Here is a 22,537-nt window from a genome sequence, read left to right as displayed (position 1 = left end):
ACAGCGCGTCAGCGCGGGATCACCGAGAACAGGAACCGCTTCCGCACCATGTACCAGGCCAGCAGGATCAGCAGGGTGTGGGTCGCGAAGCCGATCCAGCCGTTGCCCCAGTCGACACCCGGGATCGACGCGATCGCCAGCGCGAAGAACACCTGCCAGACGAACACGTAGAGACTCGCCTGCCCGATCGGGATCCACAGCCATCCGATGGCCTTCGCGATCGGCTTCCAGAACACGGTGAGGATCGCGTACGACACGATCGCGAAGAAGGCGATGTCGACCAGGCGCCCCCACTGCAGGTCGACGCGCTGGTAGGCGGTGTTGTACAGCTGGTCGTACATCGTCGCCGGGAACGGCACGGGCGTGAACCCGAAGTGGTCGCCCGCCCAGACGTAGACCAGGAACAGGGCGTACCCGCCGATGCCGACCCCGACGAGGACCTTGCCGAGGCGACCGGTCAGTGCGCCGATGATCTGCCGGCGGTAGTACCCGAGCACGAGTCCGTGGGTGAACACGACCTGCCAGGTGAGGAGCGGGAAGACCGCCTCGAACTGGGAGTTCAGCGGCCGGAACTCCGGGTTGAGCGCCTGGTAGACGTAGAGCGCCCAGCTGACGATGAGCAGCGCCCACCAGAACCCGCGGCGGATCACCCACATGAACGCCGGGATGAACAGGCTCAGCACCACGAAGAGGCCCATGATGTTGAACGGCCACGGGCCCATCTCGAGCAGCAGGAACTGCCGGATCGCGTACCAGGGCGGCGGGTACGCCAGCAGCTGCATCGCGTTCGGGTAGAGGTCGTACACGCGCCCCTCGGCGCCGACTCCCCCGGTGCCGGTCCCCCGGTCGGTGAAGGTGGTGATCGCGTCGGTGTTCAGGAAGGGCACGAAGCTCAGCGCGAAGACGACGAGGATCACCCCGAGCGTGACGAGGTACTGCTTCCGCGCGCGTTTCCACGCCCCGATGGCGGCCGCCCACTCGCCGAACTTCTTGATGGCGAACGGGTAGGTCATGCCGAGGACCATGCCGGACAGGAACACGAACATCTCCGCGCCGGTGATCGCGCCGACGGCGTGCAGCGTGATGTACGAGTACGGTCCGCCGATCTCGATGTGGGTGATCACCACGGCGAGGATGATGAACCCGCGGAACAGGTCGAGCCGCAGGTCGCGCCCGGGCTTGCCGTCGTCGGGGTAGCGCCAGCTCGGCAGCAGTCGACCGAACAGGCCGCTCAGCAGGAACACGACCGCGAGACCGACGGCACACCAGACGATCCAGGCCATCTGGTCGCCGCCGGTGTCGTACTGCTGGTCGGTCGCCGCGGCACCGTCCCGTGGCGTGACCTCGTCCGTCACGGGTCCGAACACGAAGTCGCCCGCGCGCTCGAGGTCGGTGCGGAACGAGCCGGCGATGCCGGGCACGGCGGTGTCGCGCCAGTCGGCCACGCGGTTGCCGGCCTCGGGTTCGCGGCGGTTCGTCTCGAGGAACGTCACGCCGCGGATCAACGGGCGGTCCTGCACGGCGGCGATCACCTGTCGCCACCAGCCCTGCTTCACCGGGAGTTCGTCGGCACCCCGGAGCGAGTGGTCGTACAGCGCCCCGGTGTCGAGCAGCATCGGCCGGTCGTCGGCCACGGCGAAGCGGTCGTAGAAGCTCCCCTGCTGTCGCTGCTCGTAGCCCCAGGTCTCGTCGAAACGAGCGGTGACCTCGCCGGCCTCGGGGACGTCGTTCCGGGTGAGCGGGACGTCCCGACCGGCTGCCTCGGTCGCCTTGCCCTTGCCGAAGTACAGCATCGACAGCCCGACCCAGTCGACGGCGGAGTCCCCGGGCCAGTACGGCTCGTAGGGGTCGTCGGCCGCGGTGAGTTGTCCGTCGCCGTTCGTGTCGAGCTTCGAGACGTCGGTCGCGGAGAGGTCCTGCAGCCGGCCGGCGGACTCGCCGAAGGGGTAGCCCGCACCGTAGGACGGGGACCACACCATCAGCGCGTCCGAGCTGCCGCCGTGGACCGCGGTCGCGAGCGTCCGGAAGGCCGTGACGAACTGTGTCGGCTGCTGCCCCCACCGCACCCACGTGCCGTTCATCTGCGGGGCGAACCGGACGAGCACCTGGGTGTCGTACTGGCGGTGGACCTCTTCCAGCAGGGCGTTCGCCGCACGGGCGTCGGCCGCGGTGAGGGACCGGAGCGACTGGTCGGGCTCGAGGCTCACCACGAGGACGGCGCCCTGCGTCGCGGCAGCGCGGGTGGCCCGGAGGAACTCCTTGCGGGCACTGCGGTCGAGCGGGTACTGGATCTCCACGCCGTACATCGACGGTGTCGCACCGAGTCGTCCCGCGTACCCGGCCGGTGCGTCGTCGCCCCAGTCGATGTCCGGTCCGAACCAGGTCTTCCCGTCGGACGGCGCGATCGACGCACCGCTCGTCGCGGCAGCCTGCACCGCTGACGCCGGCAGCGCGCCACCCAGGGCGAACGTCGCGAGCACCACCAGGAACGCGACGAGCCGGGCAGCGGTCCGGCTCACCGTGCGCACACCAGGGTCCAGACGTTGTGACCACCCTCGTGTCGGTGCTCGAGCCGGTCGAGCGCGGCGATCGCGAGGGCCAGGCCCCGACCGCTCTCCTCGTCGGCGTCGGCCATCGTCACGGCAGCGAGGTCGATGTCGACCGGCAGCCCGTTGTCGGTGAGCACGGCGACGAGCTCGTGGTCGGTCGCGTCGAGTTCCACGGTGTAGCGCCGGCCGGCTTCCTGGTCGGCGCGTCGGGTGTGCTCGACGATGTTCGCGGCGATCTCGGCGAGGGCGGTCTCGAGGCCGAAGCGGAGCCGGACGTCGTCGATGCCGAGGGTGTCCCACCACGCGCCGAAGCGGTCCTGCACCTCGTCGAGGGACGCCGGCACCGCCGGGACGTCGAACTCGACCCGCGCCGGGCTCACAGGGGTCCCCCGGCCGTGCTCGACTCGTGCTCGGACTGCGCGGTGCCCGGTCCGCGGTAGAGCACGGCCCGGATGACGATGCTGAAGATGAACAGGTCGAACACGACCCATGCGGTGTTCACGAGCGGCGCGATGCCGGACGCCTGGCCGGTCAGGTACCGGATGCCGATCAGGATCAGCGCCGCCACGAGGGCCCCCATCGCGATGAGCTGGGGCTTCACGAGGTCCCACCGCGGCTTCTGCTCGGACTCGTCACGGACCTTCGGGGTGACCCGGAAGCCCAGCGGCTTGCCCCGGAACACGTTCTCGAACGCACTCGTGACGGACTCGATCCAGACCGGGAACAACGCCAGCGAGTACTGCTGCCCGCGCCACGTCGGTCTGCCGGCCGCCACCACCCAGAAGAGCAGCTGGTTGAGGACGAGGAACGGGATGAGCCGGACGAAGAAGTCGACGCTGTACGCCTGGACCGGCACCACACCGAAGGACAGGCAGAGCACCGGGGCCGCGATGTAGACGATCGCGGCGAAGCCGGACAGGTAGCTCCACATCGTCGAGAAGTACATGAGCCGCTGCCCCCACGACAGGCCCTTCTGCACGAGCGGGTTCTCGCGGAAGAAGACCTGCATTGTGCCCTGCGCCCAGCGGAGCCGCTGCACGAGCATGGTCGGCAGGTCCTCTGGGGCGAGGCCCTTCGCCAGGATCTCGTCGTGGTAGGCCGACTTCCAGCCGAGGCCGTGCAGGCGCATGGCGGTCGCCATGTCCTCGGTGACCGAGATCGTCGCCAGGGGCATGATCGGCTGGGCTTCGTCGTCACGGTTGACGTCGAGCGCCCGGGTGAGCACGGCGATGGACTCGATCGCGGCGACCGGCGAGGCGTCGCGGCGGCCGAGGACGTCGAGTGCCGCGTCGTCGAGGCCCGCGAAGGTGTTCGCGTCGGTCGACATCGCCGCGAGCTCCTGCAGGTCGTTGCGGACCGATTCGAGGTCGGACGCGGCGAACCGGTAGGAGATCGTGTCGATGCCGCGTTGGAAGTCGTAGGTGACGTCGCCGAGCGGCTCGCCCCGCTGGACCTGGTCGCGGGCGCGGTCGACCACGGCCTCGGCCTCGTCGAGCGCCCCGAGCACCCGCGGGTCGGTCTCCGTCTCGCGTGCACGGGCGAGGAGCTTCCGGGAGGTCTTGATCGTCCGCGCGACCGACGCCTCGACCTCGCGCACGTACCGGGTGACCCCGAGCTGCATGAGCGCCTCGCGCCGGAGGATCGCGTTCGACCCGCAGAAGAACGCGGCGTTCCACCCGTCCTTCGACTGCTGGATCGGCCCGTAGAACAGGGGCGCCTGGCTGCCGAGCAGGTCGGCTTCGGGGACGTTCTCGAACCACTGCGGCGTCTGGACCAGCGCCATCCGCGAGTCCTTGAAGTACCCGAGCGTGCGGTCGAGGATCGACGGTTCCGGGACCTGGTCGGCGTCGAGGATGAGGAGGAACTCCCCCTGGGTCGCGAGCAGGGCGTTGTTGAGGTTCCCCGCCTTGGCGTGCCGCGGTCGGTCGATCCAGTCGGCGCCCCGGGTGATCACGCCGATCCCGAGCGACTCGGCGGCGGCGCGCATCTCCGGACGGTTGCCGTCGTCGAGGATCCACGTGGTGTGCGGGTGCGTGATCGCCTTCGCCGCCGTCGCGGTGCGGACGACGAGGTCGACGGGCTCGTTGTACGTCGTGATGAAGACGTCGACGGTCACGGGGTCCTGCGGCGGGGTCGGCGGTTCCCCGCGTTCACGGAGCCGCCAGGCCCCGAACGCGAAGAGCAGCGAGTCGATCACGCTGTACGTCTCGGCGAGGATCAGCGGGACGGCGATCCACCACGAGTGCCAGTTCACCGAGGCGGCCCAGCGCCAGACGATGTAGTTCACGCCGGCGATCGAGGCGAGCAGGGCGACGGTCCGGACGGCGACGAGGCGCTTCCGGGGTGTCCCGGTCGTGAGACGGCGGCGGTCCTGCCGGCTGACGTCGAGCGCGGTCACCGGGTGCCCCCGACGACGGCGTCGCCGAACGTGCTGCGTCGCAAGCGAGCCTCCCTGATCCGTCGGCCCCCGGCCGCGGCGCGCGCCCGAGGGTGGTGGTCCGTCCGGGGAGACTCCAGGTGTGCCGTCCCGAGCGTGGACTCGGTCGTCGGGTACGACCGGGGCCCACGACCTGTCTACCGCAGGAACGGGCCCCCTGTCAGACCGGCACCCCGCTCTGGGGACAACAGGACGCGGCCAACGGACGACGCGACCCGCGACCGACGGACGGCGCGACCCGCAGCGCGACCCCGTCAGTCGAACTCGGCGACGAACCCGAGTCCCTCGGCCAGCCGCGCGATGACCTCGTCGAAGTACGCCGCACCGTCCGACACCGAACCGACGAAATGCCCGAACAGCTCGAACGACACCGTGCCGAACACCGTCGTCCAGGCCATCAGCGTGCGGACGAGGACCTCCTCCGGCAGCTCGGTGCCGAACGCCCGCAGGGACGCCACCCCGTCCGCGACCGCCGCAGCGACGGGCCCCGGACCCGACCCGGCCGGGAGCGGTGCGCGGTACCCCGGGTCCGCCACCGCGTCCGCGACCACCCGCACGATCGTGAGCGTCGTCCGCGACGCCGGGTCCACGGTCGACCGCGGCGCGACGTACCCGGGCACCGGCGAGCCGAACAGGAGCGCGAAGTCCCCCGGGTGCGCGATCGACCACGTCCGGATCGCCCGGCACACCGCGACCCACCGAGCCCCGGGTGCCGGTCCCGCTGCCGCCTCGGCTGCCTCGACCGCGCCGCCGAGCTCGTCGTAGTCGGCGATGAGGAGCGCCGTGAGCAGGTCGTCGCGGCTCGGGAAGTACCGGTAGACGGCCGACGACACCATCCCGACGTCACGGGCGACGGCGCGGAGGCTCAGTTGCGACGGCCCCTCCTCGGTGAGCCGGACCCGGGCAGCGGCGAGGATGCCGGCCCGCACGGTCTCGCGTGCGAGGGATCGTGCAGTGGGCGCCTTGTCCGTCATGCCTCCACCATGACACGAGAGAGCACTGCACACAATCGAGAGCACTGCTCTTGCAATTCGGCGACCGCTCGTGCATGCTGAGAACCGAGAGCGGTGCTCTCGCAAACAGACGAAAGCAGGAAGCCATGTCGCAGCACCAAGTCGTCATCGGTGCCGGTCCGGTGGGCCGTCACGTCGCCGCACTCCTCGCGGAACGGGGCGAGCGGGTCACCGTCGCCACGCGCTCTGGCCGGGACACGGGTGTCTCCGGCGTCGAGCACCTCGCCCTGGACGCCTCGGACGCCGACGCGCTCACCCGGGCGACCGAGGGGGCCGTCGCTCTCTACAACTGCGCCAACCCCGGCAACTACACGCAGTGGGAGCAGACCTGGCCGCCGCTCGCGACCGCGCTGCTCACCGCAGCCGAGCGGACCGGCGCGGTGTACGCCATCACCGGGAACCTCTACCCCTACGGACCCGTCGACGGACCGATGCGCGAGAGCCTGCCGGACGCCGCGACGGACCACAAGGGCATCCTGCGGGCACGGCTCTGGGCCGATGCACGCACGGCGCACGAGGCGGGACGGCTGCGTGCCGTCGAGGTCCGCGCCTCGGACTACGTCGGCGCCGGCATCGGCGAGAACGGCCACATCACCCGCGTCCTGCCGGCAGCGCTGCAGGGGAAGGCGGTGTCGATGATCGGCCGGACCGACCTGCCGCACACCTTCACGGACGTGCTCGACGTCGCCCGGATGCTCGTCGCGGCCGCGGCGGACGAGACCGCCCACGGACGCACCTGGATGGTGCCGAGCAACGCGCCGCGGTCGCAGGTGCAGGCCCTCACCGAGGTACTGGCCGCGGCGGCGAAGCCCCCGGTCACCGTCCGGCGTCTCCCCGCCGGCATGCTCCGCGCGATGGGCCTGTTCTCACCGATGATGCGCGAGATCGCCGAGATGAGCTACCAGTGGACGGCCCCGTACGTGGTCGACGACTCGGCGGCCCGAGCCCACTTCGGCATCGAGCCGACCCCGTGGGACGAGGTGTGCCGACGGACCGTCGAGGGCGTCGCCTGAACCGGCTGCGCACTGCATGACGGGAGGCGCGGTGCGAGCCCGCACCGCGCCTCCCGTCAGTCACCTGGTCGGGTCCGACCTCAGATCACCAGCAACCGCGAGAACTGTCCAGCGGACAGCCGCTGCGCCACGCCGCCTGCGGCGTCCAGCCGCCAGAGGCCGGTCGTCGGGCCGGCGCTCACGTCGAAGAACAGATTGCCCGCCTCGTCCGCCGCACCGATCCACACGCCACGGCCCTGGGCGGTCACGCCGCTCGTGGTCTGCTCGGTGGTCGTCCCGTCGGCCGTCCGCGAGGACAGCGAGGTGATGGTCTTGTCGGCGGTGCAGCCGCCGGGGCTGCCCTCGCTCGGAGCGGCGCACCACCCGGCGGACTTGGCGGACACCAGCGCCCGCCCGTTCGTCGCCGCGTAGGTGAAGCCGATCCGGGACTCGGCCGACACGAGCTCGCTCGAGCCCTTCGCCAGCAGCACCCATCCGCTCGCACCGGACGCGCCGGTCGAGAGGTAGTTGACGTAGAGGTTCCCGCCGCCGTCCGCGATGACCGCCGCGAAGATCCGGTAGCCGGTCTCGGGGATCGACCGGGTGGTCCGGACGCCCGTCGGCGACACGGAGACGACCTTCGTCGCGGCGCCCTGGGTCCCGAAGGTCACGGCCGAGACCGTGCCGTCGCGTCCGACCGCCCAGCCGGAGCCGGCCGAGGGGATGATCGCCGTCGGTGCGGCCCCGGACACCGGGAGCTTCGTGATCGCACCGGAGACCGAGTCGACCCAGTACAGGTTGCCGGCGACGTCCGAGCGGAGGTCCGCCGTGAGGCGCAGGCCGGTCGCCACGGTCCGGGCAGCGGCGCCGCCGGCCGGGTACATCACGATCGAGGTGCGGTCCGCCGAGGGCACGAACACGTCGCCCACGTCGTCTGCTGTGAAGCCGGCGGCGTTCGGCGCGATCGTGGTCGGGGCGGACGTGCCGGAGGTCGGGAACCGCACGACCGAGCCCGCGCCGTCGAGTGCGAACAGGGACTGCACGGTCTGGACCGACCCGGGCGCGGTGTACCGCACCGAGACGGCCTTGCCCGTGCCCCGGGTCCCGACCGCACGGACCGAGAACGTGTACGCGGTGCTCGCGGTCAGGTTGCCGAACCGGTCGGACCGCGCGCCGGCCGGGAGCCGGTCGACGCCGGCGTCCGGCTGCTGCTGCGCGGGCGAGACGGTGACGCGCCAGCTGGTGACCTTCGCGCCGGACTTCGGGAGTCCCCAGGTCACGGTCGCGCTGTCCGCGGCTCCGGTGACGCGGACGGAGGTCGGTGCGCCGGGCACCGACGAGGGTGCGGCCGTCGCCGGCGCGGCTCCCCCGATGACGAGCGCCACCGCGGCTGCGGCGGTCAGTACGGCTCTGAACACGTGCGTTCCCCTGTTCGTCCCGTGGTCCATGCGCCACGACTACGGACATCAGAGCACCGGTCGGACGTCGCGGACCCGTCGGCGCCGGGATCGTGCGGGCCGCGCAGGCCCTCATGCGTCATCCCGCAACCCGGAAACGACGGGAGGCGCGGTGCCAGCTGGCACCGCGCCTCCCGTCGAGAGGACGCGCGTCAGTGACGCGGCTTGCGCTCCGCACGGTCGTCGCGGTCGTACCGACGCGGCCCGCGGTCGTCACGGTCCCGACCACCGGCACGCGGCCCACGGTCGTCGCGGTCGTACCGGCGCGCCCCGCCACCGCCACCACGGCGGTCCGGCTTGATCTCGATGAGCTTCCCGCTGATCCGGGTGTCCGTCAGCCGGTCGAGCACCCCGGCGTCCATGTCGGCGGGCAGCTCGACGATCGAGAAGTCCGGGCGGATCTGGATCGCCCCGAAGTCGTCACGGCGCAGACCACCCTCGTTCGCGAGGGCCCCGACGATCTGGCGCGGCTCGACGCGGTGCCGACGCCCGACCTCGATGCGGTAGGCGGTCATCGGCTGCGAGCGGCGCGGGCCACGGTCGGCCCGGTCGCCACGGGCACCGCGGTCGTCGTCACGGTCACGACGGTCGCTGCTCCGGCCGTCGCGGTCGACGCGGTTCCGCAGCTCGTCGGCCTTCGGGTCGAGCAGCAGCGGGTCCTCGCCCTGCGCGACGACGGCCAGCGCGGCGGCGACGTCGTCGGCCGGGACGTCGTGGTGCTCGACGTAGTGGGCGATGATGTCGCGGAACGCGGTGATGCGGTCCTGCTGCTCGAGCGCCGCGGTGATCGCGTCGTCGAAGCGGGTGAGGCGCGTCTCGTTGACGTCCTCGATCGTCGGCAGCTGCATCTGCGTGAGCGGCTGCTTGGTGTGCCGCTCGATCGCGGACAGCAGGCGACGCTCGCGCGGGGTGACGAAGCTGATCGAGTCACCCGAGCGGCCGGCGCGACCCGTGCGGCCGATGCGGTGCACGTAGGACTCGATGTCGACGGGGATGTCGTAGTTCACGACGTGCGTGATGCGGTCGACGTCGAGGCCGCGGGCGGCGACGTCGGTGGCGACGAGGATGTCGAGCTTGCCGGACTTCAGCTGGTTCACCGTGCGCTCGCGCTGGGCCTGGGCGACGTCACCGCTGATGGCCGCTGCGGCGTACCCGCGGGCGCGGAGCTTCTCGGCGAGGGTCTCGGTCTCGCTCTTCGTGCGGACGAAGATGATCATGCCCTCGAAGTCCTCGACCTCGAGGATGCGGGTGAGCGCGTCGACCTTCTGCGGGTACGACACCATGAGGTACCGCTGCGTGATGTTCGCCGCGGTCTTCGTCTTCGTCTTGACCGTGATCTCGGCCGGGTCGGTGAGGTACTGCTGCGAGATGCGGCGGATCTGGGCCGGCATCGTCGCGGAGAACAGGGCGACCTGCTTGTCGTCCGGGGTCTCGGCGAGGATCGTCTCGACGTCCTCGGCGAAGCCCATCTTGAGCATCTCGTCGGCCTCGTCGAGCACGAGGTACTTCAGCTCGGACAGGTCGAGCGTGCCCTTGGCGATGTGGTCCATGATGCGACCGGGCGTGCCGACGACCACGTCCACGCCGCGACGCAGGGCGGACAGCTGCACGCCGTACGCCTGGCCGCCGTAGACGGGCAGGACGTGCACGTGCTTCATGTGGGAGGCGAACTGCTCGAACGCCTCGCACACCTGCAGGGCGAGCTCGCGGGTCGGCGACAGCACGAGCGCCTGCGGCACCTTGCTGCCCGCCTCCATGCGGGACAGGATCGGCAGCGCGAACGCCGCGGTCTTGCCGGTTCCGGTCTGCGCGAGGCCGACGACGTCGCGCCCCTCGAGCAGGGTCGGGATCGTGGCCTCCTGGATGGCGGAGGGGGTCTCGTAGCCGATGTCCTTGACGGCCTTGAGCACAGCATCGCTCAGGCCGAGGTCGGCGAAGGTCACCACTGGCCCGTCGTCGAGGGTCTCAGTGGTGGTGGCGGTGTCCGTGCTCATGCGGAAACGGTATCTCGAATACGGCGCGAGCAGTGACGAACGGGAGGATCGGGGCGGGCCCGCACCGCGCCTCCCGTCCGCCTCCTGGTCACGTCACGGGCGCGTGCCGCGTGGTCAGGACGCGTCGCGCCGGTCCGTGGCGCCGATCCCGAGGACCGCGTCGGCGCGGTCGTTGAGCCGGGCGAGGAGCCCGGCGAGGGTGTGCAGCTCCCCCGTGGCGAACGCCCCCGTGAGGTCGTCGAAGACCTCGGCGCCGGCGACGTCGAGCGTGTCGAGCAGCGTCCGGCCGGCCGGGGCGATCGAGACGAGGCTGGCGCGTCCGTCGGCCGGGTCCGGGGCGGTGCCGAGGTACCCGGACTCGACGAGCGATGCCACGCGGCGGCTGATCACCGGGCGCGACAACCCCGTGGCGTCCGCGATCGCCATGGACCGGACGGCCCCGAAGTGGTCGACCGCCCGCAGGATCACGCGCGCCGTGGGGTCCAGTCCCCCGCGCGACTCGATGAGCGACGACCGCAGGGTCTGCCGGACCCACAGCCGGTCGAGCTGCGCGCGCAGCAGTCGCTCGGCGTCGTCCCGGTCCTCGGTCATGCCGGACAGCGTAGCGGCCACATTTAGTTGCTTGTCGGAAGCAATGGATGTATCGTTGCGCGGTCTGCAAACTTTCACAGCAGGAAACACAGCACGAAGCAAGGAGCTCGATGACCGCCACCGCACCCGTCCCGGTGCAGCACGGCCGACGCGCAGCCGGGGTCCCCACGGACTCCGCCGCACCCGGCCAGCAGCCGCTGATGACCCACCGCCAGATCCTCCTCGTGATCTACGGGCTGATGGCGGGCATGTTCCTGTCCTCGCTCGGCCAGACGGTGTTCGGCACGGCGATCCGGACGATCGGTGACGACCTGCACGGGCTCGACCAGCAGGCCTGGGTGACGACCGCGTACCTCATCACCTCGACCATCGCGACGCCGATCTACGGCAAGCTCTCCGACATCTTCGGGCGCCGGCCGCTCTACATCTTCGGCATCGTGGTGTTCATCCTCGGCGCCGTGCTCTCGTCGATGTCGACCTCGATGCTCATGCTCGCCGGCTTCCGCGCCGTGCAGGGCATCGGTGCCGGTGCGCTGATGTCGCTGCCGCTCGCGATCATGGGCGACATCCTCGCTCCGCGCGAACGTGCCAAGTACCAGGGCTACTTCCTCGCCGTGTTCGGCATCTCGTCCGTGATCGGCCCGCTCATCGGCGGCCTGCTCGCCGGTTCCTCCGAGATCCTGTGGATCACCGGCTGGCGCTGGGTGCTCCTCATCAACGTGCCGATCGGCATCGCGGCCCTCGTCATGGTGCTCGTCTTCCTGCACCTGCCGAAGGTGCACGGTGGCGACACCGCGAAGCCGAAGGTCGACTGGTGGGGCGCGACCGCCGTCATCGTCACGCTCGTCCCGCTCCTGCTCGTGGCCGAACAGGGCCGCACCTGGGGCTGGGGCTCGGCCGCCGCGATCGCCTGCTACGTCATCGGCGTCGTCGGCCTCGTCGCGCTGCTGCTCATCGAGTCGAAGATGGGCGACGCCGCGATCATCCCGCTGAAGCTCTTCCGCTCCGGCACGTTCTCGATGGCGACCGTCATCGGGTTCCTGGTCGGCTTCGCGATGTTCGGCGCCATGCTGACCATCCCCCTCTACCTGCAGATCGTCGTCGGCCTGACCCCGACCGAGTCCGGCTTCGCGACGCTCCCCCTCGTCGGCGGGCTCATGATCGCGTCGATCACGAGCGGCCAGATCGTCGCCCGGGTCGGCCGCTACCGGATCTTCCCGGTGATCGGCACGGCGCTGGTGTCCTCGGGCTACGTCGTCCTGACGTTCATGAGCATCGACAAGCCGCTCTGGTTCCTGATGATCGGCATGTTCCTCATCGGGCTCGGGCTCGGGTCGGTCATGCAGTCGCTCACCCTCGCGTCGCAGGGCTCGGTCGAGGCCCGGGACATGGGCGTCGCCACCTCGTCCGCCACGTTCTTCCGCCAGATCGGTGGCACGCTCGGCACGGCCGTGCTCCTGTCGATCCTGTTCTCGGTGATGCCGTCGAACATCCTGCACGCGACCGCGAACCAGAAGGACCTCGGCGCAGCCCTCGACGCGGCGACGAACCCGACCGTGGCCACCGCGCCCGCGAACCGGGGCGTCATAGACGAGATCTGGACCCCGATCGTCACCCCGCTCGAGCAGAACGTGCAGGCCTCGCTCGACGACGTCACCGCCCAGGTGCAGCAGTCGACCGCGAGCGCCCCGGCCGCCGTGCAGGCCCAGGCCCTCGCCGCGGCAGCCGACCAGGCCCACGCCTCGGTGCAGGACGGCAAGCTCGTCGTCGACTGGTCGGACGCGGCGCAGCGGTCCTACTGGGTGGGCGAGCTCACCCCGGCCGTGGCGAAGCAGGTCTCCGACGGCAGCGGCTCCGGGTCGAGCACCATGAGCACGAACGACACCTCGTTCCTGACCGGTGCGGACAGCCGGCTCACCCGGCCGTTCATGGCGGGCTTCAACGCCTCGTCCGTGACGATCTACTGGGTCGGTCTCGGTGTGATCCTGCTCGCCTTCGTCCTCACCTGGTTCTTCCGGGTGCCGCCGCTCCGTCAGCGTTCGGCGCTGCAGGAGCGTGCGGACGCCGCGGGTGCGCAGCGCGCCGACGACGACCGGCTCTCGGCGGAGGACGAGCTCGAGACGGCCGCCGGCCTGGCCGCCGCCGAGGCGGGCTCCTTCACCGGCCCGATGACCGGATCCACCCCGACGCAGCCCGCGCAGCGCCGGTGACCGACCGGGGCGCCCGCCCGCTGTCCCCCTTCGTGGACGGGCGTCCCACCCCACCAGCACCAGGAGTCACCGTGACCACCACCCCCGCGACGACGGCGACGGAGCCGTGCTCGCTGCGTGAACGGAAGAAGCAGCAGACCCGCTCGGCGCTGCACGACGCCGCACTGACGCTCGTCTCGGCGCACGGCCTCGACGGGGTGACCGTGGAGCAGATCTGCGCCGACGCCGACGTCTCCCCCCGGACCTTCTTCAACTACTTCTCCTCGAAGGCGCACGCGGCGCTCGGGCTCGACACGGTCGAGGTCCCGCCGGCCGCCGCGACCTGGTTCGCCACCGCCGAGGGGCGCTTCATCGACGACCTGTGCGGCCTCGTCGCCGCCACCGTGCCCCTCTCGCAGGACCGGCGCCGGATGAAGGAGCTGCTCGTGCTCCGCCCGGAGATGGCGCCGATGGTCATGCAGTGGATGGCCGAGTCCCGGCAGTCCCTGCTCGCCACGGTCGGCACGCGGACCGACGAGCAGACCGCCCGCACCGCGGTGGCCCTCGTCATGTCCGCGCTGTCCGAGGTGGCGCACCGCGAGACCGTCGGCGGGCCGGACGAGCTCGCGGTCCGACTGCGCGCCGTGGTCGGCGAGATGGGCGCGCTCGCGTCCGCCTGACCGGACGCCTGCCTGCGTGGACCCGCAGGCCGTTTCGGCATCCCGCAGGGGTCCTCCCACCGGGCGCGGAGGCTGCCTACGCTCCTCGCACCGGCCGCACCCGTCGGCCGGCTACTCGCCCCGCGGCGCGCAACGGCGCGTGTCGCGGGGCGACCACGCGTCCGCGTCGACGCGGGTGAACGTTCGCGCTCACCGACACGTCACGCGCGCACCGGCCCGTGGACTGTCGCCCAGCGCGTGGAGACGGTACCGCTTGTCGGACGGGAGGGACGGTGCCGGCTCGCACCGCGCCTCCCGTCCGTCAGGTGGTCGCGTCTCAGGCGCGTGCCAGCGGGTCCAGCTGCTCCGGCGTCGCGTCGGCCGCCTGCGTCGACCGGCTGAGCGCCTCGTGCCGCTCGTCCTCGGCCAGGAGCGCGCGGCCGGCGGCCGTCCCGTGCTCGAACGCGTCCGGGCCGACGAGCAGGCGGAGCGGCGGCTCGTCCATCGCCACGACCTGCAGCACGAGCTCGGCGACCAGGTCCGGGTCGCTCGCACCGATGCTCGTGCCCCCGTGCATCCGTGCGGACGCCCCGACGGTCGCCTCGTACTCCGGCCGGACCGGCGCGACCGTCATGGACGACCCCGCCCAGTCGGTGCGCATGCCGCCCGGCTCGAGGACGGTGACGCGGATGCCGAGGGGCCCGACCTCCTTCGCGAGCACCGAGGAGAACCCGCCGACGGCCCACTTCGCGGTCTGGTACGCGCCGAGCCCCGGCGTCGACATGCGCCCGCCGACGGACGAGACCTGCACGATGTGCCCGGAGCCCTGCTCGCGCATGACGTGCACGGCCTCCTGGCTGAGGGTCACCACGCCGAACAGGTTGGTCTCGACCTGGGCGCGGAAGTCGGCGGGGTCGACGTCCTCGATGCTGGCGAGGTTCGCGTACCCGGCGTTGTTCACGAGCACGTCGAGTCGGCCGAAGCGCTCGACCGCGGTGCGGACCGCTGCACGGGCGGCGTCGGGGTCGGTGACGTCGAGCGCGACCGGGACGAGCTCCGCGCTGGTGAGGTCGTCGAGGGCGTGGAGGTCCCGGACCCCGGCGACCACCTGGTGACCGGCGGCGAGGGCTGCGGTGACGATCGAGCGGCCGAGGCCCCGCGAGGCACCGGTGACGAGGAAGACGGACATGGTGTTCCTAACTGACTGGTTGGTTGACAGCACTCATGGAACACCTCCGGTTCTCACTTGTCAACCGTCCGGTTGATAACCTGGACGGATGCCGATGCCCCGCGACGCCGACGCCACCCGCGCCCGACTCCTCGTCGCCGCCCGCGACGAGTTCGCCGCGGTCGGGATCGCCGGCGCGCGCGTGGACCGGATCGCCACAGCCGCCGCGAGCAACAAGGCGCAGATCTACCACTACTTCGGCAGCAAGGACGGCCTGTTCGACGCGGTCTTCGACGCGATGGTCGCCGAGACGCTCGACGAGGTCACGATCGACGCCGACGACCTGCCCGAGTACGCCGGACGCCTGCACGACTCCTACGCACACCGACCCTGGGTGCAGCGCCTGGCGACCTGGTACCGGCTCGAGCGGGGCGACACCTCGCACCCGATCGACGCCGTCGTGCGGAGCAACGCCGCCAAGCTCCGGGCGATCGAGAACGCGCAGCGGGACGGGCGGCTGCCGACGACGTTCTCGGCGGCGGAGCTCCTCGGGATCGTCATCCACACCGCTGCGCTGTGGAGCGGTGCGACGCCGGAGTACGCCCGGCTGACCGACGAGGTGGGGGCGGCGCGGCGGCGGGAGGTCGTCGTGGCGACGGTGGCGGCGGTCGTGCGGGGCTGAGCGGGGTCCTTCGGCGCTCAGCCGCCCGTCGCGGCGAACATGCCGAGCACGATGCCGACGCAGAGCATGGCGATGCCCAGGGCCCGGAAGAGTGCCGTGGGCAACTGAGCGTGACGATCAGCTGCCTTCTTGCCCTGGACGATGCGCATCTGCCGCCGCAGGAAGTCGTGCATCGCCTCCGGCGACACCGCGGTCGCGCAGCCGAGGAGCACGAAGGCGCCGCCGAGGACCCAGAGCGCCAGCGAGTCAGTCAACGACGTTCACCGGAGGAGCAGCGCGCCGGCGACGAGCATGACGAGTGCGATCACGACTGCGATCAGCCGTCCACGGTCGGAGGGCGGGTGGTTGCGGTTCCGCTGCGCCACCCACGGGATGCACGCCAATCCGCCGACCACCAGCACGAGCCCGAGGACGAGTGGGAGTGCGTTCAATGCGGCTCCGTTCTCATTGACGCGAACTCCGTCACTTGTTCCTGGCTCGCCACGAGACCAGGACCCCGCACAACACGTACACGCCGAACAAGCCCGCGAGCGCGCCCCAGATGGCGACGCCGGCGTCGGCGCGACCGGGCGAGAGGAGCGTGACCACACCGAGTGCGATCGCGACCAAGGCGATGACCGTCGGCAGCAAGAGGTTTCCCTTCATCCTGAACATCGGAAGCCCCTCTCCGGGCGAAGTGTCCGGCCCCCGGACGGCATCAGATCACCACGGCGTTCTGCCCGAGCAGAAGGGATTCCTTCATCGTGCGCGGGATCGGTCGCGGGATGAGCGCGCACAGCAGCCCACCCGAAGCGGCGAGCAGACCGACGATGACGATGGACAGCGGCATGTGTTCCCAGGATGTTCGTGGCGCCTCCTGAACGCTGCATGCCGAGCAGACGAGCACAGTGAGGAGACGGCCCTGTGCACGCATCGTGAACGCTACCGAGCTTCCCTCGCTCCTGCTCGCCCCGCGCTGGGGAGGAACGACGGCGCCAGCGCCCCTGTGGTCACGGCTGCGCGTCGACGGCGACCCTCAAGCGCGCCGGCCGGTGCCAGACCAGCGCCGACCGGGCGGCATCCCGCGCGACCCGGAGGACGCGGAGCACCACGATGTCGTGGTCGCCCGCACGGTGGACGCCCTCGACCGAGCACTCGAACCACGAGTGGGCACCGTCGAGGAAGACCGCACCGGACCCGGCGGCGACGTACTCGATGCCGTGCAGGCGCCGCGCACGGTCCCGGGACGCCAACTGCGCCGTGTGCGGCCCGTGTCCGTCGCCGAGCACCGAGATGCCGAGCGTCGGCGCTGCTGCGAGGTCGGGCCACGTCGTGGAGGAGTGCTGCACGGCGATCGTCGCCAACGGCGGGTCGTAGGAGACGCCGACGGTGAAGGACGTCGCCACCATGACCACGGGGGAACCGTCGACGCACGCGGCGATCGCTGCCACGACGGAGGGCACCTCGGCGATGGCCTCACGGATGTCGAGCGGGTCCTCGATGAAGTGGTCGTGCACGGGGTCCTCCTCGGGGAACGAGTGGTCGGGGACGAACGGTCAGGGACGAACGGTCAGGAGCGGGCGAGCACCGCACGGGCCCGACGCTCGTCGGACCGCATCGCGGCGACGAGCGCGTCCGGCCCGCGGAACCTGCGCTGGCGTCGGATGCGCCGACCGACGGTGAGCTCGACGACCGAGCCGTACAGGTCGCCGTCGAAGTCGAGCACGTGGATCTCGACCGTGCGCGGTCGGTCGGGGAAGGTGCTGTTGCTGCCGATCGACACGAGGGCCTGCCGTGGCGGAGCGCCGACGGGAGCCGCGAGCCATCCGACGTAGACCCCGTCGACGGGGACGGGAGCAGCAGACTCGTCCTCGGGCCGCAGGTTCGCGGTGGGGAACCCCAGGTCGTGCCCGACCCCGGCACCGTGGACGATAACGCCGGTCAGGACGACCGGGGCACCCGGACGGCCGGACAGCGCACGCGCGGCGACCACGGCACCGCAGGCCACGAGCGCGAGCGCACCGAGCGCGACCGCGTCACCCGCGGTGGCGAGCAGCACGGCCGTCGCGGTGCTGCCGAGCACGGCGCCGAGCTGCTTCACGGTGTTGAAGACGCTCGATGCCGCCCCGACCGTCGCGGGACCCGCACCGAGGACCGCGGCGAGGGAGAACGGCGACCAGACGAACGCGTTCGCGATCCCGAACCCGGTGAAGGCCGCGGCGATCGTCCAGAGGGGCGCCGCGGCACCGACGAGCACCGCGGTCAGTGCCACCGACACGACGAGCAGGACGGCTCCGACCGTCGCGGTCGCCCGAGGGCCGGCGGTGTTCGTCATGCGGCCCACGAACGGCGCCGAGGCGAGGCACGCGACCCCCATCGGCACGAGCACGAGGGCCGCCGATCCCGCACTCAGCCCGCGGGTCTGCTGCAGGTCGAGCATGAGCGGGATCGGGGCGGACCCGACGCAGAACGACGCGGCCGTGGCGCCCCACGACCCGGTCACGAAACCGCGGTCGCGGAAGAGGGCGAGCGGGACGAGGGCGCGGTCGCCGGCACGCCGCTGCCGGACGAGGACGGCTGCCACCACCGCGGCGCCGAGCAGGACCCCACCACCACGGGCGACCGGGTCGGCGAGCAGCCCGGTGTCCGTGCCCTGCACGCCGACGACCACACCGAGGACCCCCACGGTCACGCCGACGACGGCGAACAGGGGCAGCGGGACGGCTATGCGCCGGGAGACGGGCACGAAGCGGAGGACCGCGATCGCCGTGACGATCCCGACGGGCACGTTCACGAGGAACACCGACGGCCACCCCCACGCCTCGACGAGCAGCCCGCCGACGAGCGGCCCGGCGACCGTCGCCGCCCCGCCGCCGGCGCTCCAGACGGCGAGCGCGACGGCGAGCCTCGGCGGTTCGAACAGCGACCGGATCACGGTCAGGCACTGCGGGGTGAGCAGCGCAGCGCCGAGGCCCTGGACCGCACGCCAGGCGACGAGGGCGCCGATCCCCGGCGCGGCCGCGCACCCGACCGAGGCGATCGTGAAGACCGCGAGCCCGACGAGGTACACGCGCCGGTGTCCGAACCGGTCGCCGAGCCGGCCCGCCACGAGCAGCGGGACGGCGAACGCGAAGAGGTAGGCGCTGTTCACCCACACCGACGTCGACGCGTCGGCACCGAGGTCACGCCCGAGGTCGGGCAGGGCGACGGACACGATCGTGCTGTCGAGCAGCAGCATGAAGAAGCCGAGGCAGAGCCCGCCGAGCGCGAGCCACCGACGGGCCGGGGTCACCTCACACCGCCAGGTTCTCGCGGAGCGTGGCCCCCGGGTACCGCGGCGCGAGGGCCCCGCGGCAGCGGAGCTCCGGCACGAGCAGTTCGCTGAGGTCGGCGAACCCGGACGGCATCCCGAGCGGGCTGGACAGCATGTAGCCGCCCCGCCCACCGGTCGCGGCGAAGTTCTCCTGGAGGGCGTCGGCCACCCCCGCGGCGTCGCCGACGAGCATGTGGTCGAGGCCGGTCGCGGCGCGCCACCCGTGCTCGAAGAAGTCGTCTCGGTCCATCGTGTGGTCCTCCCCGAACTCGGCGACCAGGCTGCCGACGAGTCCGGCCGGGCTCGCCTGGGCGGCGACGATCTCGTCGCGCAGGTCCCCGAGCCGGAAGGAGGCCGGCAGCGTCGAGAAGTCGTACCCGGCGTTGTGCGAGATGAAGGTCCCGACGGCCTCGCGGTTCCAGAACGACAGGAGCGAGTCCCGTCGGGCCTGGGCTTCGGCGAGCGTCGCGCCGACGATCACCTGGGTCGCCCAGAGGATCCCGACCCCGGCGGGGTCCCGTCCGGCGTCCGTCAGTGCCGCGTCGAGGGCGTTCCGGTGTCGGAGCTGCCCGGCGACACTCGCCCCGAACCCGAACACGAGGTCGGCGAACGACGCACTCGCGGCGATGCCCCGCGGCGAGTTGCCCGCCTGCACGACGACCGGGTGGCGCTGCGGACTCGGGACGCTGGCGAGCGGCCCCCGCACCTTGAAGAACCGGCCGTCGTGGTCGATGGGGTGCACGCGCGACGGGTCGGCGAAGCGCCCGGTCGCCCGGTCGCGGACGATCGCGTCCGGCGCCACGGAGTCCCAGAGCGCACGGCAGACGCCGATGAACTCCTCCATCCGCTCGTACCGGAGGTCGTGGTCGATCAGGTGGTCGGAGCCGTAGTTCGCGGCGTCCGCACCCCGCGAGGACGCGACGACGTTGAACGCCATCCGGCCGCCCGTGACGTGGTCGAGCGAGTTGAGCAGCCGTGCGGTGGAGAACGGGTGCGTGAAGGTCGACGAGTAGGTGAGTCCGAACCCGATGTGCTCGGTCACCGTCGACATCGCCGCGATGACCGGCGACATGTCCTGCCGGGGCCACTGGATCCCCCACTCGACCGCCGGGTCGATGCTGCCGCGCCACGTGCTCGGGACGCCGGAGCCGTCGCCGAAGAACAGCATGTCGACGCCGGCGCGCTCGGCCGTCCGGGCCACCTCCATGTACATGCGGACGTCGGGGAAGTCCTGGCCGACCCAGCTGCCGGCGGCGGCCCAGCGCCCTTCGGTGTGGGTGAAGGACAGGTCGTAGGCGATGTGCATGCCGCTCACGGGGCACCCACCGGCGACGCCGCCCACGCCTGCCACAGCGCGGTGGTCTCGGCAGCGTCCGTGACGACACCGACGTTGAGCTCGATCATCGTGAGCGCGGCGTCGTGCACGTCGATGTCGTAGGCGACGGTGGCGTCCGACGGCACCACGACGGGCCAGCCGAGCTGCATCGCGTCCTGCGCCGTCGCGAAGACGCAGCACTCGGACGTGAGTCCCACGACGGTCAGCCAGCCGATCCCGGCGGTGGTGAGCCGCGCCTCCAGGTCCGTGCCGAGGAACCCGCTGTAGCCGCGCTTGACGACGCGGGTCTCACCGGGCGCCGGCGCCGTGCGGTACCACTCGGCGCCGGCGGTGCCGATGCGGCAGGGCTCGTCCTCCGGCATCGGTCCGTCGAGCGCACCGCCGCGCAGCCACGTGCTGCTGTGCCACGGGGCGGACGGGTCGCTGCCGAGCTCGACCCAGACGACGGGGACGCCGGTGGCTCGCGCCTCGTCGACGAGGGCGCCGATCCGGACGATCGCGGCGTCCACCGCGGCGAACGCACGGTCGTCGAGCCCGTAGCCGGCGATGCGCGCGGGTTCACCGAAGTCGCGCTGCACGTCGACGACGACGAGCGCCGGCGTGCGGCCACCATCACCGGACGACGAGGGGCCGTCCAGCAACCGGGCGAGTCGCGGGTCGAGCCCGCCGCTGCCGCCGGTCACCGGACGACCGCCGCGTCGTGCTGGCGGAGTGCCGGCAGGACGGTCTCGCCGAAGCGCACCATGTCCTGGTCGTACTCGGGGAAGATCAGCATGAGGCCGTCGAGCTCGCCCCGGTCGACGATGTACTCGATGTGCTCCGTGACGGTCTCGGCGGAACCGGCGACGTAGGCGGTCTGGAACGCGTCCTCACCCGCAGCACCGTCCGCCCACGCACGGGCCTGCTCGGCGGGGACGCCCCACGACGCCCGCATCGAGGCCAGTGCCTCGCGGTCGACGCCGGCACCCCACTCGCGCACCTTCCGCTGCGCGGCCTCGTCGGTCTCGTCCTGCACGACGGTGAGCATCGAGTAGGTCCGGCACACCCGACCCTCGTCGGCCGCGCGGTCGTGGACGTCGCGGGACAGGTCGCGCATCTCGTCGAGGCTGTCCGCCGCGAGGAACGCACCGTCGGCGTACTTCGCCTGGAACGCGCGAGCGGCCTCGGACTTGCCGGCGCTGATGATCGTCGGCCTGCTGGCCGGGTGCGGGCGGGACTCGCAGGCGTCGAGGTCGAAGTACGGCGTGTGCATCGTGACGCTGTCCTCGGTCCAGAGGCGGGTGACCGCTTCGGTCCAGAGCTCGGTCATGCGGTACCGGTCGGCGTGGCTGAGGCCGGCGTCCCAGATCCCGAACTGCTCGAACTCGGCCGCGTAGGCCCCGTTGACGATGTTCATGCCCGCCCGACCCCCGGAGAGGTCCTGCAGCGTCGTGTACATCTTCGCCGCGACCGCCGGGTTGTGGACGTTCGCGTGCATGGTCGCCCAGATCTTCACGCGCTCGGTCGCCTCAGCGATCCCGGCCATCATCGTCATCGACTCGAGGGAGCGCCCCCAGTGGTCGGTGCTCCCGCCGAAGCCGCGCCACTTCGCCATCGACATCACGAAGTCGAGGCCGATCGCTTCGGCGTGCAGGGCTGCGCGCTTGTTCCAGGCGTAGGTCGCCTCGGGGTGGGGGGCGGTGTCGGACAGCATCCATCCGCCGTTGCCGATCGGGAGGAAGATCCCGTACTCCTTCGCGGGCATGGTGCGCCGCCTCTCTGGTCGTTGCTCGGTGCGTGTCACGTCGTGCCGGGTGGGTCGCGCGTCCGCGCGACCCACCGTGGTCACGGCGCGGGCCAGACGGTCTCGCCGTCCTTCGTGATCGCGTCGATGTACTCGTTCGTGAACCAGCTCTTCGCGTCGTCCGCGGTCACCGAGCTCTTCACGATGTCGAACTGGTGCAGCATGTCGACGAGCTTCGACACGTTCTCGGGGTCGATGCCCCCGAGCGGCTGGCCCGGCGTCGGGTTGTCCGCGATGACCTTCGTCTCGGTCGTCCAGATCTTCGCGTTCTGCGCCTCGTCGTAGGTCGCGCCGGAGAGCTTCGCGGCGTACCCGACGCACTGCTTCGTCTTCGCGGCGCTCGACGAGCAGAAGTCGTAGGCGTGCAGGGCGGCGCGCAGGACGTCCTCGACGGC

The 22,537-nt window shown here is 71.6% G+C and carries 21 protein-coding genes and 1 pseudogene; 4 read left to right on the top strand and 18 right to left on the bottom strand.

What is annotated here, in order from left to right; all coding sequences use genetic code 11:
- Nucleotides 1–8: 8 nt before the first annotated feature.
- The 4 genes from opgC to BIV01_RS13050 all read right to left on the bottom strand — a co-directional run bounded on the left by opgC (nt 9) and on the right by BIV01_RS13050 (nt 5,960).
- Nucleotides 9–2,519: an OpgC domain-containing protein gene (gene opgC, locus BIV01_RS13065; protein ID WP_071303162.1), complete on the bottom strand. Its 2,511-nt coding sequence runs from the start codon at nt 2,517–2,519 to the stop codon at nt 9–11.
- Nucleotides 2,516–2,929, bottom strand: a complete 414-nt coding sequence (locus BIV01_RS13060) for an ATP-binding protein (protein WP_070416845.1) — start codon at nt 2,927–2,929, stop codon at nt 2,516–2,518. The genes opgC and BIV01_RS13060 overlap by 4 nt, the downstream gene beginning before the upstream one ends.
- Nucleotides 2,926–4,947, bottom strand: coding sequence for a glycosyltransferase (locus BIV01_RS13055; protein WP_071295305.1), 2,022 nt, complete (start codon nt 4,945–4,947; stop codon nt 2,926–2,928). Before BIV01_RS13055 ends, BIV01_RS13060 begins: the two co-directional genes overlap by 4 nt.
- Before the next feature lie 293 nt (nt 4,948–5,240).
- Nucleotides 5,241–5,960, bottom strand: a complete 720-nt coding sequence (locus BIV01_RS13050) for a TetR/AcrR family transcriptional regulator (protein WP_071303106.1) — start codon at nt 5,958–5,960, stop codon at nt 5,241–5,243.
- Nucleotides 5,961–6,085: 125 nt separating this feature from the next.
- Here BIV01_RS13050 and BIV01_RS13045 point away from each other — a divergent pair, with 125 nt between their 5' ends.
- Nucleotides 6,086–7,012: an NAD-dependent epimerase/dehydratase family protein gene (locus BIV01_RS13045; protein WP_071303105.1), complete on the top strand. Its 927-nt coding sequence runs from the start codon at nt 6,086–6,088 to the stop codon at nt 7,010–7,012.
- 80 nt (nt 7,013–7,092) lie between these two features.
- Here the strand turns inward: BIV01_RS13045 and BIV01_RS13040 are convergent, their stop codons facing one another.
- The 3 genes from BIV01_RS13040 to BIV01_RS13030 all read right to left on the bottom strand — a co-directional run bounded on the left by BIV01_RS13040 (nt 7,093) and on the right by BIV01_RS13030 (nt 11,033).
- Nucleotides 7,093–8,409 (bottom strand): fibronectin type III domain-containing protein, encoded by a 1,317-nt coding sequence (locus BIV01_RS13040; protein ID WP_071303104.1) that lies wholly within the window; start codon nt 8,407–8,409, stop codon nt 7,093–7,095.
- Between the two features lie 191 nt (nt 8,410–8,600).
- Entirely contained in the window at nt 8,601–10,442 is a 1,842-nt protein-coding gene (locus BIV01_RS13035; RefSeq protein WP_071303103.1) for a DEAD/DEAH box helicase, read from the bottom strand.
- 114 nt (nt 10,443–10,556) lie between these two features.
- Complete coding sequence (locus tag BIV01_RS13030; protein WP_071303102.1) at nt 10,557–11,033, bottom strand: MarR family winged helix-turn-helix transcriptional regulator; 477 nt, start codon at nt 11,031–11,033, stop codon at nt 10,557–10,559.
- A 110-nt stretch (nt 11,034–11,143) separates the two neighbouring features.
- Here BIV01_RS13030 and BIV01_RS13025 point away from each other — a divergent pair, with 110 nt between their 5' ends.
- Together BIV01_RS13025 and BIV01_RS13020 are read left to right on the top strand one after the other, a co-directional pair.
- Nucleotides 11,144–13,243, top strand: a complete 2,100-nt coding sequence (locus tag BIV01_RS13025; RefSeq protein ID WP_175473724.1) for an MDR family MFS transporter — start codon at nt 11,144–11,146, stop codon at nt 13,241–13,243.
- Nucleotides 13,244–13,314: 71 nt separating this feature from the next.
- On the top strand, nt 13,315–13,902 hold the full coding sequence (locus tag BIV01_RS13020) for a TetR/AcrR family transcriptional regulator (protein ID WP_071303101.1): 588 nt from the start codon (nt 13,315–13,317) through the stop codon (nt 13,900–13,902).
- A gap of 316 nt (nt 13,903–14,218) precedes the next feature.
- Here the strand turns inward: BIV01_RS13020 and BIV01_RS13015 are convergent, their stop codons facing one another.
- Nucleotides 14,219–15,070: an SDR family NAD(P)-dependent oxidoreductase gene (locus BIV01_RS13015; protein WP_071303100.1), complete on the bottom strand. Its 852-nt coding sequence runs from the start codon at nt 15,068–15,070 to the stop codon at nt 14,219–14,221.
- Between the two features lie 88 nt (nt 15,071–15,158).
- On the opposite strand from BIV01_RS13015, the gene BIV01_RS13010 reads away from it, so the two are divergent.
- Entirely contained in the window at nt 15,159–15,731 is a 573-nt protein-coding gene (locus BIV01_RS13010) for a TetR family transcriptional regulator (protein WP_254791835.1), read from the top strand.
- Nucleotides 15,732–15,748: 17 nt separating this feature from the next.
- Here BIV01_RS13010 and BIV01_RS13005 read toward each other — a convergent pair whose 3' ends face one another.
- The 10 genes and pseudogenes from BIV01_RS13005 to BIV01_RS12970 all read right to left on the bottom strand — a co-directional run.
- Entirely contained in the window at nt 15,749–15,985 is a 237-nt protein-coding gene (locus tag BIV01_RS13005) for a hypothetical protein (protein ID WP_071303099.1), read from the bottom strand.
- A 6-nt stretch (nt 15,986–15,991) separates the two neighbouring features.
- Nucleotides 15,992–16,162, bottom strand: a complete 171-nt coding sequence (locus BIV01_RS19845; RefSeq protein ID WP_175473723.1) for a hypothetical protein — start codon at nt 16,160–16,162, stop codon at nt 15,992–15,994.
- A 31-nt stretch (nt 16,163–16,193) separates the two neighbouring features.
- Nucleotides 16,194–16,385 carry a hypothetical protein gene (locus tag BIV01_RS13000; RefSeq protein WP_071303098.1) on the bottom strand — a complete coding sequence of 64 codons (192 nt, stop codon included), beginning with the start codon at nt 16,383–16,385 and terminating at the stop codon, nt 16,194–16,196.
- A gap of 43 nt (nt 16,386–16,428) precedes the next feature.
- Entirely contained in the window at nt 16,429–16,560 is a 132-nt protein-coding gene (locus BIV01_RS20365) for a hypothetical protein (RefSeq protein WP_302847426.1), read from the bottom strand.
- Nucleotides 16,561–16,720: 160 nt separating this feature from the next.
- Entirely contained in the window at nt 16,721–17,227 is a 507-nt protein-coding gene (locus BIV01_RS12995; protein WP_071303097.1) for a flavin reductase family protein, read from the bottom strand.
- 53 nt (nt 17,228–17,280) lie between these two features.
- Nucleotides 17,281–19,002 (bottom strand): MFS transporter, encoded by a 1,722-nt coding sequence (locus BIV01_RS12990; protein ID WP_254791834.1) that lies wholly within the window; start codon nt 19,000–19,002, stop codon nt 17,281–17,283.
- 1 nt (nt 19,003) lies between these two features.
- Nucleotides 19,004–20,329: an NtaA/DmoA family FMN-dependent monooxygenase gene (locus tag BIV01_RS12985; RefSeq protein ID WP_254791839.1), complete on the bottom strand. Its 1,326-nt coding sequence runs from the start codon at nt 20,327–20,329 to the stop codon at nt 19,004–19,006.
- A gap of 5 nt (nt 20,330–20,334) precedes the next feature.
- Nucleotides 20,335–21,042, bottom strand: coding sequence for a cysteine hydrolase family protein (locus BIV01_RS12980; RefSeq protein WP_254791833.1), 708 nt, complete (start codon nt 21,040–21,042; stop codon nt 20,335–20,337).
- On the bottom strand, nt 21,039–22,103 hold the full coding sequence (locus BIV01_RS12975; RefSeq protein ID WP_071295311.1) for an LLM class flavin-dependent oxidoreductase: 1,065 nt from the start codon (nt 22,101–22,103) through the stop codon (nt 21,039–21,041). The genes BIV01_RS12980 and BIV01_RS12975 overlap by 4 nt, the downstream gene beginning before the upstream one ends.
- Before the next feature lie 80 nt (nt 22,104–22,183).
- Nucleotides 22,184–22,537, bottom strand: a pseudogene (locus BIV01_RS12970) (ABC transporter substrate-binding protein); the annotation flags it as partial.

This window comes from Curtobacterium sp. MCBA15_013, from assembly GCF_001865095.1.
Taxonomy (GTDB): domain Bacteria; phylum Actinomycetota; class Actinomycetes; order Actinomycetales; family Microbacteriaceae; genus Curtobacterium.
Note: the sequence above shows the minus strand (reverse complement) of the source record. Positions and strands in the feature narration are given on the sequence as shown.